Source organism: Escherichia sp. WS3227_2 (genome assembly GCF_046486495.1).
GTDB lineage: Bacteria > Pseudomonadota > Gammaproteobacteria > Enterobacterales > Enterobacteriaceae > Escherichia > Escherichia coli.
Window position 1 is genome coordinate 87,064 of record NZ_JBJQLG010000012.1, and the last position, 15,945, is coordinate 103,008.

Here is a 15,945-nt window from a genome sequence, read left to right on the forward strand (position 1 = left end):
CCTTGCTTTTGTAAAACAAATGACAACAACGGTTCAGTGATAATTATCACATTTCAATTGCACATTAATGGATATTCTTTAATAATCTCGCGACGTTTCTTTATGATAAATAATAATCAAATTGATAAAATCAAAATGAGAAAAATATGAATAATTCTATTAACCATAAATTTCATCACATTAGCCGGGCGGAATACCAGGAATTGTTAGCCGTTTCCCGTGGCGAGGCTGTTGCCGATTATATTATTGATAATGTCTCTATTCTCGACCTGATCAATGGCGGAGAAATTTCCGGCCCAATTGTGATTAAAGGGCGTTACATTGCCGGTGTTGGCGCAGAATACACTGATGCTCCGGCTTTGCAGCGGATTGATGCCCACGGCGCAACGGCGGTGCCAGGGTTTATTGATGCTCACCTGCATATTGAATCCAGCATGATGACGCCGGTCACCTTTGAAACCGCTACCCTGCCGCGTGGCCTGACGACCGTTATTTGCGACCCTCATGAAATCGTCAACGTGATGGGCGAAGCCGGATTCGCCTGGTTTGCCCGCTGTGCCGAACAGGCAAGACAAAACCAGTACTTACAGGTCAGCTCTTGCGTACCCGCCCTGGAAGGCTGCGATGTTAATGGTGCCAGTTTTACCCTTGAACAGATGCTCGCCTGGCGGGACCATCCGCAGGTTACCGGCCTTGCAGAAATGATGGACTACCCTGGCGTAATTAGCGGGCAGAATGCGCTGCTCGATAAACTGGATGCATTTCGCCACCTGACGCTGGACGGTCACTGCCCGGGTTTGGGTGGTAAAGCACTTAACGCCTATATTGCTGCGGGTATTGAAAACTGCCACGAAAGTTATCAGCTGGAAGAAGGACGCCGGAAATTACAACTCGGTATGTCGTTGATGATCCGCGAAGGGTCCGCTGCCCGCAATCTCAACGCGCTGGCACCGTTGATCAACGAATTTAACAGCCCGCAATGCATGCTCTGTACCGATGACCGTAACCCGTGGGAAATCGCCCATGAAGGACACATCGATGCCTTAATTCGCCGCCTGATCGAACAACACAATGTGCCGCTGCATGTGGCATATCGCGTCGCCAGCTGGTCGACGGCGCGCCATTTTGGTCTGAATCACCTCGGCTTACTGGCACCCGGCAAGCAGGCCGATATCGTCCTGTTGAGCGATGCGCGTAAGGTCACGGTGCAGCAGGTACTGGTGAAAGGCGAGCCGATTGATGCGCAAACCTTACAGGCGGAAGAGTCGGCGAGACTGGCACAATCCGCTCCCCCGTATGGCAATACCATTGCCCGCCAGCCAGTTTCCGCCAGCGACTTTGCCCTGCAATTTACGCCCGGAAAACGCTATCGGGTCATTGACGTCATCCATAACGAATTGATTACGCACTCCCACTCCAGCGTCTACAGCGAAAATGGTTTTGATCGCGATGATGTGTGCTTTATTGCCGTACTTGAGCGTTACGGGCAACGTCTGGCTCCGGCTTGTGGTTTGCTCGGCGGCTTTGGTCTGAATGAAGGCGCGCTGGCTGCGACGGTCAGCCATGACAGCCATAATATTGTGGTGATCGGTCGCAGTGCCGAAGAGATGGCGCTGGCGGTCAATCAGGTGATTCAGGATGGCGGTGGGTTGTGCGTGGTCCGTAACGGCCAGGTACAGAGTCATCTGCCGTTGCCCATTGCCGGGCTGATGAGCACCGACACGGCGCAGTCACTGGCGGAGCAAATTGACGCCTTGAAAGCTGCCGCCCGTGAATGCGGTCCGTTACCCGATGAGCCGTTTATTCAGATGGCGTTTCTTTCTCTGCCAGTGATCCCCGCGCTGAAACTAACCAGTCAGGGGCTATTTGATGGCGAGAAGTTTGCCTTCACTACGCTGGAAGTCACGGAATAATAAAAAAAAGCCCGGCGTCATGCCGGGCAAAAGTCACCAGTTACGTTTATGCCACTGTCAACTGCTGAATTTTTTTCTCGCGGCGGATTTTGCGTTCTTCCATCACCGCCACTATCGCCATCAGGCAAATACAACCAATCGCGGCGATATCAAGTGCGGCGAAGGTGCCTGCCCAGCCGGTAAGGCCGAATACCGGCGTCCCATCGGCAATCATTCCCAGACCTAACTTGGCAAAGCTGTCGCCAATCAGGTAAGCGAAGGTGCCTTTAATACCATCGGCAGCGCCAATCGCTTTTTTAGGTACAAAGCCAACAGCAGCCACACCAATCAACAATTGCGGGCCAAAGACCAGGAAACCCAACGCAAAGAGAGAAGCCAGATAGATATATTGATTGCTGGCATGTTGATACACACCGAGCGTGGCGATAATCAGCGCCAGCGCGATGCAGGCCACCAGGCCACGGCGACCGTTCGCCAGGTCAGAGAGCCAGCCCCACAGCAGCGTACCGACCAGCGCACCAGCTTCAAACAGCGTAAAGCCCTGAATCGCCACCGCTTTAGAGAGTTTCAGTTCCTGGAACGCATACACGGTTGACCACTGGTCGATACCAATACGCACCACATAGAGGAAAATGTTGGCGAAGCACAGCAGCCAGATCACTTTGTTTTTCAGCACATACTCAACAAAGATCTGCCACTTGGTCATATCGGTAGATTCTGTCTCTTTATCCTCTTCACTGATCTCCTCGCCAAACAGCTCTTCAGCTTTGCCGAGGCCATAAGATTCCGGGGAGTCGCTGCCGTAACGCAGGCCGATAAAACCGACAATCAGCGCGATAATCGACGGGAAAATAAACATGCCGATGACATGACCATCGAACAGGTAATTTGCGCCGAACAGTGCCACACCAGCTGCGCCTGCACCGCCAAGGTTGTGAGAAATGTTCCAGAAACCGAGGAAGGTCCCGCGCTTACGACGCGGCGTCCATTTGGTGATGGTGGAGTAACTGCACGAACCGCCGGTGCTCTGGAAAAAGCCGCTTAAGGCGTAGAAGGCAATCATCAGGAACAGGCTAACCGAGCCGCTGCCCATACTGGCACTGAAGCCCAGCATACAAATGGCAGACAGGATCAGCATGAACGGCAGGAATTGTTTGGTATTTTTGCCGTCGGCGTAGTAGGAAACCAGCGTTTTACCCACGCCATAAGTGATGGAGAAACCCAGGCCGATCATCCCCAGCTGCGTCATGCTCAACCCGTAGGTCGAGATCATGTCGTTCTGCGCGATGTTAAAGTTCTTGCGAATCAGGTACATCGTCAGGTAGCCGATAAAGACCACCAGGTAGGATTGCATGAACGGTTTGAACCACATTTTGCGCCGCACTTCGAGCGGAAGGTCCAGGGTCGGCTTGCGAACCTGGTTTAAGAAAGCCAGCATGGGTTACTCCTGATTTCCCTTCATACTTCAAGCCGCAGGTGCCTTAGCTGCACGCATTCCTCCCGGTCACATAGTTCACTATGCTCCCGGGACTCACGCGTTTGCTGCGTTCCTGCAACTTGAATTATTTTGGGAAAGAATTAATGAATGATGGCATTGTAAAAATCAGCAGCAAATCAGGCCTGAGATAGCGTCCAGGCAAAACCTGGAAAATTTCTTAGTTTTGCCGGATATGAAGTGAAAAGGTGAGATGCATCACGCTTCGCGCGGTGTCTGGGCGTTCAAAAAGGGCAGTAACAGCAGTGCGGAAATCCCGGCGGCAATGGCGATAACCACAAAAAATCCGCTCCAGTGCCAGGTATCGAGCACTTTCGCCAGCGGCCAACCAGCAAGCGACGCCCCCAGATAAGCAAACAAGCCGACAAACCCCGTCGCCGCCCCTGCCGCCTCTTTGTGGGAACACTCTGCCGCCGCCATGCCGATTAACATCTGCGGGCCAAAGACAAAAAAACCAATGGTGAAGAAGCAGGTTGCCTGCATCACGTAGCTGGCAAATGGCATCAGCCACAGCGAGCCGACTGAAAGCAAAATTCCGGCAGCGAAAATCAAATTCATCGGCCCGCGGTTGCCGTTAAACAGTTTGTCCGAGCCCCAACCCGCTACCAGCGCACCGATAAATCCGCCCAGTTCAAACATCGTCACTGCTGTATTCGCCGTGACCAGATCGACGCCCAGCGTCTCGGACATATACAAATTGCCCCAGTCGTTGATCGCCGCCCGAACCACATAGACCAGCACATAGCAAAACGAAAGCAGCCAGATATACGGATTCAACAACACATACTTGGTGAGGATCTCTTTACGCGTCAGCCCTGCCCCTTCTTGTTGTTGAGCAATCTCCAGCGCATCGTGCCGCCATTCACCAACCGCAGGTAAACCTAACGCCTGCGGGCGATCGCGCAGCCGCCAGCAGAGAAAAATCCCCACGACTATCGCCATACAACCCGCAATCATCATTCCGGCACGCCAGCCGTAATGCAGTGCAGCCGCTGCCATCACAATGGGAATGAGTGCGCCGCCGACGTTATGCGCCGTGTTCCATAATGCCCACCAACCGCCGCGCTCGGTACGAGAATACCAGGCCGTTAACAGACGCGCACACACCGGTGAACCCCAGCCCTGGAAAAAGGCGTTCAGCACCCAAAGTACGGCAAACGCCCATAGCGACGTCGAGAAGCCAAACAGAATGTTGATGATGCCCGTGGCGATAAGCCCTATCCCCATAAAATAACGGGCATTTGAGCGGTCGCTGACAATGCCGGAGACAAACTTCGACACGCCGTAGGTAATGTAAAACAGGGTCGCTAACAGGCCGATATCGCTACGGCTGAGCACGCCATTAGCAAGGATTTCTGGTACAGCGGCGTTAAAACTTTTCCGCGTGAAGTAAAACAGCGCGTAACCCAGCCAGATGGTCAGCAGAATATGCCGACGCCAGTAGCGATAGCGGGCATCAATTTCATGTTTATCAGTCATTAATGGCGCATCGGCAGGCGCTTTCAGAAACGGCAACATCATCAAACCTTAGACATAGCGTTGAGGTAGAGAAACGCTGACACGCGTGCCATGCAGGCAGGAAATGGTCAATGTGCCGCCCAGCGCCGTTACGCGCTCGCGCATTCCGGTGAGGCCAAAACCTTGTTGCCCGGAACCCGGCGGCAAACCGCTGCCATCGTCTTCAATCACCAGCATCAACCGTTCATCCTGCTGCCAGCCTTGCAGGGTGACCGCGCTGGCATCAGCATGTTTCACAATGTTGTTCAGCCCTTCCTGGCAGACACGAAACAGCGTCACGCGCTGGTTTTCGCTTAACGCTGATTCATCGATTCGCCATTCGAGATGGCTGACAATGCCGCGCCCTTCCAGCTCCATTTCCCGCATTAGTGAGCGGATGGCCTGCTCCAGGGTGAGATCATCCAACTGGCGCGGACGTAACCGCCCTAACAAACGGCGCACCGCGTCGTAAACGCCCAGCGACAGTTGTTCGATGAGCTGCCCGCTCTGCTTCACACTGGCGTTATCTGCCGCCAGCCGCTGGACAATGCCCGCCTGAGTACGAATGGCAGTGATAGTCTGGCCGATATCATCGTGCAGCTCACGCGCCACGTCGCGGCGCACGCTCTCTTCAGTTTCTAACAAACGTTCAGCCAGATGCTGATTGCGCGCTAGTTCCTTTTGCAGCGACTGGTTAAGTTCACGCAACCGCTGGATGCCTGCGCCCAGTAACAGCCCTGTCAGACTTTGCACCAGCAGCGAGAGCAATAAATCCACCGAATGATCGCGCCAGGTTTGACTGGCGATCAGCGCGATGGCGTTCATCAACGTCGCAATCAGCGCCCCTTGCCAGCCGTAGTGCCAGGCCAGCGCGATAATCGGCAGCGCCAGACAGAATGGCGTAAAGCGCGACAGTTCGTCCGGCAATCCCAACTGGAGCCAGAGACTAATAACAAACAGCAGCAAGTACCAGACCAGATGCCGCCCGCGCCAGTTGATTGGCTGAGAAACCAGTGACGGCCCGAGCGGCAGCCAGGTGTTATTGGCGAGATAGTGCCAGAACACCAGACATATCGGGGCCAGCGTCAGGCCGCCAGTTAAAGTCAGCAACAGCGCATTCCACGACTCTTTGCCGTGCCAAAGCCAGGGCAGCGACTGCAACAACGCCGCCGCCGTCAGCGCTGCCCCCTGTAACAGCAGGGTGCGCCAGTCACGTTGATGGCGATAGCGCGAGATCAGCGCCACGGGCAATAACGTCAGTAAACTACCGATCATCAATAAGGAGAAATGGGTTAACCCGACCGCCTGCGTTAGCCAGTAAATCAGCAGCCACTCCGCGCCCAGCAGCACCGGCCAGTATCCGCGCGGGCATTGCAGCATTAGCCCCAGACGCAGACCAAACGGAAATAACAGCACCGCCATATCAGGGCGCTCAACCAGGTGCAGGCTGATGCTCCACAGGCAAAACCATGCGGCAGAGAAGATAAAAAAGCAGGCAATAACGGTAATTAAGCGGGAGAACAACGTCTTCATCACCAGCCATCAAACATACGGTGCGCCAGTTCAACGTCGTTACTGACGCCCAGTTTTTCCATCAGATTGGCGCGATGGACGTGTACCGTTTTCGGTGACAAGCCCAGTTCGGCGGCAATCTCTTTCACCGCCATTCCTTGCGCCAGTTTTTCCGCCACCTGGCGTTCACGTTTGGTTAGCGGGTCCTGGCGACCGGATGCCAGTTTAATGGCAATATCCGGCGTCAGATAACAGCCGCCTGTGGCAACCGTATGCACCGCAGCAATCAGTTCGTCAGGGCTACAACGCTTGGAGAGAAAGCCGCGCGCCCCCGCGTTAAGCGCCTGCTCAACCAGCGCCGGACTGTCGTGAACGGAGAGCATAATCGTCGCCATACCTTTCGGCAGCTGGCTTAGCAGCTCCAGACCGGAGATATCGGGCATGGAGATATCGCAAATACACACCTGCACACCGCGCCCCGGCAGCCCCGCCAGCGCCTCGCGCCCCGAACCAAACTCGGCAACTACTTGCAAATCAGGTTCCAGCCCCAGCAACTGCGCAAAGCCGGAGCGGACGATGAGGTGATCGTCTATAAGGGCAACGGTGATCATGATTGGGTCCTGGCGGATAAAAAACGCGCATACCTTAACGATAAGCGCGATGTTGTTCAAGTTGGATATGGGGTATGTATTGGCTTAATGATGTTGAGCTTATCGTCAAAACGCTTACCAGAGAGGTAAGCGTTTGGTGCGTGTTATTGAGAAAAAGCGAATTATTTGTAGGTTGCAATCGTAATATTGCCTGAGATATTTCTCCTTAGATTGCGGACATCATTTTCAGCGTCGTTATGGATAATATTTTCGCCTTTAGTGGTATAGATATAATTAGCAACATCAAAGGTGTCATTCGCGTTATTTACGACTGCTCCTAAGACGCAAAGGGTTTGTGTGAATCCGTATTCTGAGAAATCGACATGCTGATGGTAATTTCTACCATTCAAAGCAACAAAACTCGGACAAACATCTATTGTATCGCCAACAGACGTAGCGGCGCGACGCACATCAAGTGCAGCGTTATCATTAGCAACATGAAATGCTTGTGAACAGGCATAAAACAAATTTCCAATCCCGGTACGACTGGATAAACAAGAAATAATTTTTGCTATTTTTTCTGGCTTTATACCATCCTGCACTAAAGAATCTCTCACCAGATGACATTCATCAGGTGTGAAAAGAGCTTTCTTGAATATTTCCTCATAAAAATCATAAGAAGGAGATTCAGAGAGAGTGAGAGATTTGGTGGAATGTGATGAATCTGTAATTTTTTTGCGAAGTAATTCACTTATAGTGCCGTTTATTTTTTCACCACAACATAAAACAAATGAACTTCCCTCCAGAACTTGTCTTTCTACATCTGCAAGGAGTGAGCTAAATTCTTCCTCACGAAGCTTAAGGTTTTTTATAGATGATTGATGTAAATACTTTTCTGGAATTAAATCTTTTTGTTCCCTTAAAAGCTCTATCATTCGGCATTCGATTTGCCTATCAAAAGAGTATTTCATGTCATAGTTATTTTTAGCAACTTCCAGCTTAAGAGTATTTGCAGCAACTGTTAATTCTGAGAGTTGTTCTCTTTCCTGTTGATCATGTTGTGATAAGAGCTGCAAAAACTCTTGTGCGTGAGGCCCTGAAAATACCCTGACTTCCTCATGCTTTATACTTTCAGTTTTACCATTTTTTTTCTTATGATATTCACGATACAATTGGGTTTCTTTAAAACTGTCACTACCGAGTTGTTCAATTTTGACATAACTATCTAAACCCGTTACAGCAATCCATATTTTATTATTCGAATCCTGAGATTCAGGTGTAACATGAAAATAAGGGATGAATTTAGAATTAACCTCATAACGATAAAGATGCAATATTTCCAGCAGATGAGTTAATATATTTACAAATGATTCTCTAAAGCTTACCTTCACGGGTTCTGTTGGTACTGTTCTGCAATTGTCAATCAGACCACTTTTTTTCATTACGTCAATGTTAGAAAAATCTACATTAAGATCACGCTTAATACTCTTATTTAAATTTTGCTGTTTTTGGTGAAACAGAACACTCTGTTTAACTGGATTGGTGGTTACGCTATAAGTTCCCATAATAACCTCATGGTTTTTCTCAATATTCATATATACAACTTTGATATTATTCAAAGCATTAATATTAGCGCCACAATTGGTCATAAAGCGACCTCCATGTGCCAGTTCGTTAAGAAAAATGCAATAATACTGGAGCTTATTTTCCGAACGATTTTCCCAATGCAATTGCATCACTAACACTACTTATTCACTATCAAAAATCGCTCATTTTTTCAAAAAGACTGTTTACACACAGACGGTTAACAATACGCGTTCACCTTAATGATAAACGCGCTTCATCAAGAAAAAATCATAAATCAGCAGTTGTTGCGGCAGCGGAAAATGTAAAAGCGACTTTATCTATTTTGGAGTTTTCTTTGTCGACCATACCGGTAGTGAAATAACGAGCACACTGAAGTTTAACTTCATTTTCAATTTTATTAACCGCCATCACATACATCTTCTGACTAAACCCATTTATAGTAAAATCCATTTCATTAAGATACTTTCCAGACCCAAAAAAAGAATTTCCTGATTTTTTTAAATCCACTGTTGGTGAAATGAAACTATCAATACTTTTTGAGAGTAACTCGCGAACATCTTGAGATGTATGTTGTAAGCAAGTCTGATAGCCTTGTGCGGAAGAATAATAAAAACATGCAATCCCCTGAGGACTGGCTAAGCAAGCGATTATTTCATCAATCTTATCATCCGTAATATTACCATTTGATTGTTTTAATAATTCTCTTACCCGAGCACATTCATCATCATTAAAGCAAACCTGTGCAACCAATTGTTCAGGTGTCTTTTGACTATAACTTAGATCTTTTTCAATCATTTCAATTTTGCTTGCAAATATTTCAAGAATATCTTTACTTAACTCAACACCACAGCAAGTTATTTTTGCAGCACCACTTGGTTTAGTTTGTTCTTTTATACATCTATGAGCATCCATAGTCACAGAGTGTAAATAATTCTCAGTAATATCAATTTTTTCCTGAACAGGTAAATGCCCCTCATCTTTTTGAATTCGCAGGTTTAATAAATCATATGTATTACTCAAAATTTCTGCAGGCATTTCGTAATTACAATCCGCATTCATCAGAACAATACTATTAACTAATTTTTTCCTCAAAACCATATCAGCAGAATGTGTTTCTAACGCAGCAGTTTTTTCAGACAGCGACTTGATAATAGTCGCCACAGCCACTCCAGAATATGATGTTTCTTTTACTGTTTTTTTTGTATTTTTTTCACCGGCGTCATACTGTATAACTTTAAAGGCTTTATCACCTGTTTGTTTGATTTCGGTATATTCGTTCTCTCCAGTTGCCGCCATCCAGGTACGATTGCCATTATTTTCCGTGCCTGGCATAGGGTGGAAATAGTCAAGAATATCGGTGTTAACACTCCGAGAACCGGACATGATATTTAGTATTAAGCGCTTTATTTCCTGCAACATCCATTTTGCAAAATTACTGCCAGGTGAATATTTTTTCTCATTATTTGTAATATCAAGCTCAGCAGCGATATTTATATTTTTATCCAAAAAGGTGGAAGGGCAGAGATTTGCCATCATTATTCCGCTGTTTATAGGGCTTGCCATAATATACCTCTCGATGAACCATTAATTAATAGAATGCTGGTCATGACCACTGGTATAGACAGCAATCAGAATTTAACACCATCGCTGGAAATTTTAGCCCTAACTGTCCCCCCAGGTTACCGGTGCAGCGACTTAAATTAACGTCCTGGGCTAATAAATTGTGCCTGAGATGGTCTCTGGCACAATTTCACCCTATATATCTGAACGGATCTATCAAAAATCGCTCATCAGTAACTCCCCCGAGCGGTTTAATGTCGCTCCTTACTGAAAAAACACTGCAATCTTGTTAAACATCGTCGGATCGGACTGATTACGCTGCACTTTCACCACATCCTCCAGCTTATCGATTTGGCTTATCATCTGCTCCAGACGCTGGTCGTCATTGACCAGTAGCCAGATATGGCTTTTGTCGCTGTCCTGAATCGGCAGGCAGAGAATGCCTTCGACGTTAAAAGCGCGACGGGCAAAAAGGCCACAAACGTGGGTCATTACGCCCGGATGGTTGCGAACGGTGAGTTCGAGAATCACGTTGTCATGAGTTGTGTTTTGCATGGCTTATTCCCCCACCATTTCAGTATTCGCCGCACCTGGCGGCACCATCGGGTATACTTTTTCTTCGGCATCAATACGCACATGGATCAGCGCCGGACCTGGTCGATTGATGATTTCCTGCAATGCAGCCTGCGGATCGGCTTCGTTATTCAAATCACAGGTTTCGAGGCCGAATCCGGCGGCAATCTGCATAAAGTTGATTTTTCCCGGATAGGTAGCGGCAAAAACGCCCTGCTTGTAGAACAGACTCTGTTGCTGATGTACCAGCCCCAGCGCTTCGTTGTTCATCAGAATGATTTTGACATCCAGCTGATTTTCACTGGCGGTCGCCATCTCCTGAATATTCATCATCAGGCTGCCGTCGCCGGAGAAACACAACACTTTGCGATCCGGGTTCGCCAGCGCCGCGCCAATGGCCGCAGGCAGACCAAAGCCCATCGTGCCCAGCCCACCGGAGGTCAGCCACTGGCGTGGGCGATTGAGCGGATAAGCCTGCGCGGTCCACATCTGATGCTGACCCACGTCGGTGGTGATAATCGCATTGTCATCGACACAGGCGGCAACGGCGTTGATCAGGCCGTAATGGCTTAATGGATCGCACGCTTTCGGGATTGGACACGGGAATTCGCGCTGCAAATCCGCTACCAACTGGTGCCACTCTGCACGCGGTTGCGCTTCCACCTGCGGGATCAGCTGCGCCAGCACGTCATCAACATCCGCCTGAATCGCTACGTGCGGCTGCTTGATTTTACCCAGCTCTGCGCGATCGATATCGACATGAATAATTTTCGCATTCGGACAGAACTGCTCGGTTTTGCCAATCGCCCGGTCATCAAAACGCGCGCCGAGAACAATCAGCAGATCCGCCTCCTGCAAGATATAGTTGGTGCTGCGCACACCGTGCATCCCCAGCATACCCAGCGACAACGGATGCGCTTTTGGCAACATGCCCAGCGCCATTAAAGTCATGGTGGTAGGCAGCTGCGCTTTCTCCGCCAGTTCACGCACTCGCGCAGGCGCATTGATCACACCGCCGCCCAGATAAAGCACCGGGCGTTTGGCAGCATTAATCATTGCCGCTGCGTCACGAATGCTTTCTTCGCTAAAAGCGGGTGCGGCGGCTTTTTCTGCCATAGCGGGCTGTGCTTCAATCTCAAAAACGGCCGTTTGCACATCCTTAGGAATGTCTATCCACACCGGGCCAGGGCGGCCTGATTGCGCAATACGAAAGGCATCGCTCATGACCTGCGGGAGTTCTTCGATATGTCTGACCAGATAGTTGTGTTTGGTGATGGGGATAGAGATGCCGTAGGTGTCCACTTCCTGGAAGGCGTCGGTGCCGATCATCGAGGCGGGAACCTGACCGGTGATGCAAATCAACGGGATGGAGTCCAGCCGCGCATCGGCAATGGCGGTCACCAGGTTAGTCGCGCCCGGCCCGCTACAGGCCATACAGACCGCCGGTTTACCGTCGGTGCGCGCCATTCCCTGAGCGATAAACCCCGCGCCCTGTTCATGGCGAGCCAGAATATGGCGGATTTGCGTGCTTTGGCTTAAGGCATCGTAAACAGGCAGGATAGAACCGCCCGGAATGCCCGTCACAATCTTAATGCCCTGCTGTTCCAGGAAATGAACGATAAATTCTGCGCCGGTAAAGCGCTTACGCGTTGATGTTGTGCCCGAACTTGCCATGCTCCAGTCCTTTTCTTCTGGGCCGACTTTCCGGGAGGTGCTTAAACGAAAAACCCCGCCCGGTTTGCGCCGGCGGGGTTTTGGAATCGTGTGTTGTTCCAGTCCCTACGGCGCATTGCCGACGACCACCACCACACGCACGACGACCACTGCGGCGGATGGCGCAGTTGGTAGTAGTTTTGCGTTGAACATGGAAGTAGTCATTGGGGACCTTGTTGGTTTTGTGTTTAACAATATTTATACAAGCACAGCTTTACAGGGGAGACAATGGAAAATTTTTCAGCAAGGGAAAATTGAGGGGTTGATCACGTTTTGTACTGAATTGCAGGTAACAAAAAACCCCGCCGGAGCGAGGTTTCGTCAGTCGCCTGCGGCTGGTAACCGCAAAGCACACTGTATTATGTCAACACTGAAAGTATACGTGTTCCGCGCAGAACGCGCAATTTCGGCACGAATTTTGACGTATTTAGTGCATAGTTGAGTATCGATCATAGTTTGCGTTTTGTCCAAATATTACTGTTTATTTATACAGTAAACTTCTATAATATCACTGTACGCAATGTGTTATGTGGGGGCCGCATCGTTACCCGGCGCACTAAGTCCTGGCTGAAACGGGTGGTGCCGTCAGCGCCTTAACCCCGCGTGAGCACACTGTGTTATGTCAACAAGCACAACGTTTCTCCTTGAGATACCGCGTGCACAACAGCTGGCAACAGGCAGCGGAAAGGTACGTCAGCTGGCAGTGCTCCTGAACCACAGGAGACGCGTATGAGCCTGGTGGATATCGCCATTCTTATCCTCAAACTCATTGTTGCAGCACTGCAACTGCTTGATGCTGTTCTGAAATACCTGAAGTAATTCAGATTCAAGTCGCACCAAAGGGGAGCGGGTAACCGCTCCCCTTTCATATTTAGCGTGCGGGTTGGTGTCGGATGCGATGCTGATGCATCTTATCCGCCCTACCATCCCTCCCGGCAACATTTATTGCCGCTTTTGTTTACATATTCTGCCGCTAAACAATTCCCCATTCCTGGCGTATATCTGGCTAACATTTATCAATGTGATAGATTCCTCTCCCGCATTTATGGGAATGCGTAGTGACTTATTCTAATTATTTTTATAAAAGCATCCGTGATAATGAAAAGGCATAGAAACGTCAATTTGTTATTGATGTTGGTATTACTCGTGGCCGTCGGTCAGATGGCGCAAACCATTTATATTCCAGCTATTGCCGATATGGCGCGCGATCTCAACGTCCGTGAAGGGGCGGTGCAGAGCGTAATGGGCGCTTATCTGCTGACTTACGGTGTCTCGCAGCTGTTTTATGGCCCGATTTCCGACCGCGTGGGCCGCCGACCGGTGATCCTCATCGGAATGTCCATTTTTATGCTGGCAACGCTAGTCGCGGTCACGACCTCCAGTTTGACGGTATTGATTGCCGCCAGCGCGATGCAGGGCATGGGCACCGGCGTTGGCGGTGTAATGGCGCGTACGTTGCCGCGTGATTTATATGAACGGACACAGTTGCGCCACGCTAACAGCTTGTTAAACATGGGGATTCTTGTCAGTCCGTTGCTCGCACCGCTAATCGGTGGTCTGCTGGATACGATGTGGAACTGGCGCGCCTGTTATCTCTTTTTGTTGGTACTTTGCGCCGGTGTGACCTTCAGTATGGCCCGCTGGATGCCGGAAACGCGTCCGGTCGACGCACCGCGCACACGCCTGCTTACCAGTTATAAAACGCTTTTCGGTAACAGCGGTTTTAACTGTTATTTGCTGATGCTGATTGGCGGTCTGGCCGGGATTGCCGCCTTTGAAGCCTGCTCCGGCGTGCTGATGGGCGCGGTATTAGGGCTGAGCAGTATGACGGTCAGTATTTTGTTTATTCTGCCGATTCCGGCGGCATTTTTTGGGGCATGGTTTGCCGGACGTCCTAATAAACGCTTCTCAACGTTGATGTGGCAGTCGGTTATCTGCTGCCTGCTGGCTGGCTTGCTGATGTGGATCCCCGACTGGTTTGGCGTGATGAATGTCTGGACGCTGCTCGTTCCCGCCGCGCTGTTCTTTTTCGGTGCCGGGATGCTGTTTCCGCTGGCGACCAGCGGCGCGATGGAACCGTTCCCCTTCCTGGCGGGCACCGCAGGCGCGCTGGTCGGCGGTCTGCAAAACATTGGTTCCGGCGTGCTGGCGTCGCTATCAGCGATGTTGCCGCAAACCGGTCAGGGCAGCCTGGGGTTGTTGATGACCTTAATGGGATTGTTGATCGTGCTGTGCTGGCTACCGCTGGCGACGCGGATGTCGCATCAGGGGCAGCCCGTTTAAGCGCACATCACCGCAGCATCGTCATCAGCTCCATGGGAGAACGATGCTGCTTTATCAGATCACGCATCACCCGCATATGCGGTGCGGAGTAAGAATAAAACGCCTGATAGCCCGCACATAGCACGCTGTCTGGCGTCTCCTCCCGAGCGTGCGGACACAGCCGATGCCAGTCGCACGTTTGGCAGTCACGGCGCGAGTGCGGGTTTTCGCTGCCACACCATTTTTGTAGGGTGGCGTCAAAAAGCTCAATCGAAATACGACTGATATCTGCCCGCACCCAACACTCAAACAGGGTAATTAAAAATTTCCCCCACAGCTCTGCTGTCACCGAAGCGGCCGTCAGATCGCCCCGGTCATCAAATTCAAGATGGGGAATGAGCTGTACGGAGCGGATACCCCGTTGTTTGAAATTGTGATAAAAATCGGCAGGTTGCAGAGCATCCTTGTACTCTACAACCAGTTTATGCCTGTCCTCTTCAGCATCAATGACCTGACTTCCTGTCATGCGACTCTCTCAATAAATACGATAAGTTGATGTATATGCGTTACAGCAAACAGTATTGCGAGAGATAACACCGCGAGGGAGATCAAAAATTTGTCACGGACTACGTGAAATTGGGAAAAATCGCTATTCGTGACATCCATTAAATTGCGATTACGGGTGTAGTGCCAGAGGATCAGCGCCACGATGGTGAGAATGCCAATCGAAATCCAGAATAACATGCCCGCCTGGTGCCAGTTGTGTTTGATAGCCAACGCCATCAACGCGCCGTAGCCCAGCATGGTACGAAACCACGCCAGTGATGTACGCTCCGGCTGCAGCCCTGGGTCGGCAATGCGTCTGGCTTTGCGGCTATCCGGCATACAACACCAGTCCCATGACGATCACCGCCACGATCATCAATATTAAACTGATGATTAATAAGCTGTTGGTATAGGGCAGGTCCTCTTTCAGACGCATCGCTTTTTCATTGCGTAACCAGCGCAAGTAGCCATACATCGCTAACCCGCCGGAAAACAGACACAACAACAACGCCAGCAGTTCGCGAATGACGGGCGTGGCGAAATCTGGCGCAAGTTGGTCAAGCCCAACCCCCGCCGCCAGAAATCCTAGTGCGGTACGGATCCACGCCAGAAAAGTACGCTCATTAGCCAGCGAGAAGCGGTAATCGGGCGCTTCTCCGAGGCGGGAAATTTTCATTGTTGCTCCTTTGCAATTTCA

16 protein-coding genes are annotated in these 15,945 nt (G+C 50.2%); 3 read left to right on the forward strand and 13 right to left on the reverse strand.

The genetic code is table 11. From position 1 onward, the window contains the following. The first annotated feature begins 146 nt into the window (after positions 1 to 146). A complete protein-coding gene (gene adeD, locus ACJHXB_RS17395) occupies positions 147 to 1,913 on the forward strand; it encodes an adenine deaminase (RefSeq protein WP_001065729.1) in 1,767 nt (588 codons plus the stop codon). A 46-nt stretch (positions 1,914 to 1,959) separates the two neighbouring features. On the opposite strand, the gene uhpT is transcribed toward adeD, so the two are convergent. From uhpT to ivbL, 9 genes are all read right to left on the reverse strand, one after another. After that, a complete protein-coding gene (gene uhpT / locus ACJHXB_RS17400) occupies positions 1,960 to 3,351 on the reverse strand; it encodes a hexose-6-phosphate:phosphate antiporter (RefSeq protein WP_000879199.1) in 1,392 nt (463 codons plus the stop codon). Between the two features lie 255 nt (positions 3,352 to 3,606). Continuing rightward, on the reverse strand, positions 3,607 to 4,926 hold the full coding sequence (gene uhpC, locus ACJHXB_RS17405; protein ID WP_001301991.1) for an MFS transporter family glucose-6-phosphate receptor UhpC: 1,320 nt from the start codon (positions 4,924 to 4,926) through the stop codon (positions 3,607 to 3,609). 9 nt (positions 4,927 to 4,935) lie between these two features. Then, positions 4,936 to 6,438 carry a signal transduction histidine-protein kinase/phosphatase UhpB gene (gene uhpB / locus ACJHXB_RS17410; protein ID WP_001469012.1) on the reverse strand — a complete coding sequence of 501 codons (1,503 nt, stop codon included), beginning with the start codon at positions 6,436 to 6,438 and terminating at the stop codon, positions 4,936 to 4,938. Then, the gene (gene uhpA, locus ACJHXB_RS17415; RefSeq protein ID WP_000633667.1) at positions 6,438 to 7,028 is read right to left on the reverse strand and encodes a transcriptional regulator UhpA; all 591 of its coding nucleotides are present in this window, start codon (positions 7,026 to 7,028) and stop codon (positions 6,438 to 6,440) included. The genes uhpB and uhpA overlap by 1 nt, the downstream gene beginning before the upstream one ends. Positions 7,029 to 7,189: 161 nt before the next feature. Next, a complete protein-coding gene (locus ACJHXB_RS17420; protein WP_227467295.1) occupies positions 7,190 to 8,449 on the reverse strand; it encodes a hypothetical protein in 1,260 nt (419 codons plus the stop codon). A gap of 412 nt (positions 8,450 to 8,861) precedes the next feature. After that, positions 8,862 to 9,344 carry a hypothetical protein gene (locus tag ACJHXB_RS17425; RefSeq protein ID WP_032159284.1) on the reverse strand — a complete coding sequence of 161 codons (483 nt, stop codon included), beginning with the start codon at positions 9,342 to 9,344 and terminating at the stop codon, positions 8,862 to 8,864. Positions 9,345 to 10,418: 1,074 nt separating this feature from the next. Further along, positions 10,419 to 10,709, reverse strand: coding sequence for an acetolactate synthase small subunit (ilvN, locus tag ACJHXB_RS17430; RefSeq protein WP_001181706.1), 291 nt, complete (start codon positions 10,707 to 10,709; stop codon positions 10,419 to 10,421). A gap of 3 nt (positions 10,710 to 10,712) precedes the next feature. After that, entirely contained in the window at positions 10,713 to 12,401 is a 1,689-nt protein-coding gene (ilvB, locus tag ACJHXB_RS17435; protein WP_000168458.1) for an acetolactate synthase large subunit, read from the reverse strand. A gap of 105 nt (positions 12,402 to 12,506) precedes the next feature. Continuing rightward, on the reverse strand, positions 12,507 to 12,605 hold the full coding sequence (ivbL, locus tag ACJHXB_RS17440; RefSeq protein ID WP_001312198.1) for an ilvB operon leader peptide IvbL: 99 nt from the start codon (positions 12,603 to 12,605) through the stop codon (positions 12,507 to 12,509). A 564-nt stretch (positions 12,606 to 13,169) separates the two neighbouring features. Between ivbL and tisB the strand changes: the two genes are divergently transcribed. Beyond that, positions 13,170 to 13,259 carry a type I toxin-antitoxin system toxin TisB gene (gene tisB, locus ACJHXB_RS17445; protein ID WP_000060506.1) on the forward strand — a complete coding sequence of 30 codons (90 nt, stop codon included), beginning with the start codon at positions 13,170 to 13,172 and terminating at the stop codon, positions 13,257 to 13,259. Positions 13,260 to 13,382: 123 nt separating this feature from the next. On the opposite strand, the gene ysdE is transcribed toward tisB, so the two are convergent. Further along, complete coding sequence (ysdE, locus tag ACJHXB_RS17450) at positions 13,383 to 13,457, reverse strand: protein YsdE (RefSeq protein ID WP_211180519.1); 75 nt, start codon at positions 13,455 to 13,457, stop codon at positions 13,383 to 13,385. A gap of 81 nt (positions 13,458 to 13,538) precedes the next feature. Between ysdE and emrD the strand changes: the two genes are divergently transcribed. Further along, positions 13,539 to 14,723 (forward strand): multidrug efflux MFS transporter EmrD, encoded by a 1,185-nt coding sequence (gene emrD / locus ACJHXB_RS17455; protein ID WP_001604975.1) that lies wholly within the window; start codon positions 13,539 to 13,541, stop codon positions 14,721 to 14,723. A gap of 7 nt (positions 14,724 to 14,730) precedes the next feature. On the opposite strand, the gene ACJHXB_RS17460 is transcribed toward emrD, so the two are convergent. From ACJHXB_RS17460 to ACJHXB_RS17470, 3 genes are read right to left on the reverse strand one after another with little or no spacing between them, the layout of a single operon-like run. Then, positions 14,731 to 15,228 (reverse strand): radical SAM protein, encoded by a 498-nt coding sequence (locus ACJHXB_RS17460; RefSeq protein ID WP_000148049.1) that lies wholly within the window; start codon positions 15,226 to 15,228, stop codon positions 14,731 to 14,733. Continuing rightward, a complete protein-coding gene (locus ACJHXB_RS17465; protein WP_001113437.1) occupies positions 15,225 to 15,587 on the reverse strand; it encodes a DUF202 domain-containing protein in 363 nt (120 codons plus the stop codon). The genes ACJHXB_RS17460 and ACJHXB_RS17465 overlap by 4 nt, the downstream gene beginning before the upstream one ends. After that, the gene (locus tag ACJHXB_RS17470) at positions 15,577 to 15,924 is read right to left on the reverse strand and encodes a YidH family protein (protein ID WP_000703955.1); all 348 of its coding nucleotides are present in this window, start codon (positions 15,922 to 15,924) and stop codon (positions 15,577 to 15,579) included. Before ACJHXB_RS17470 ends, ACJHXB_RS17465 begins: the two co-directional genes overlap by 11 nt. Between the last annotated feature and the right edge of the window lie 21 nt (positions 15,925 to 15,945).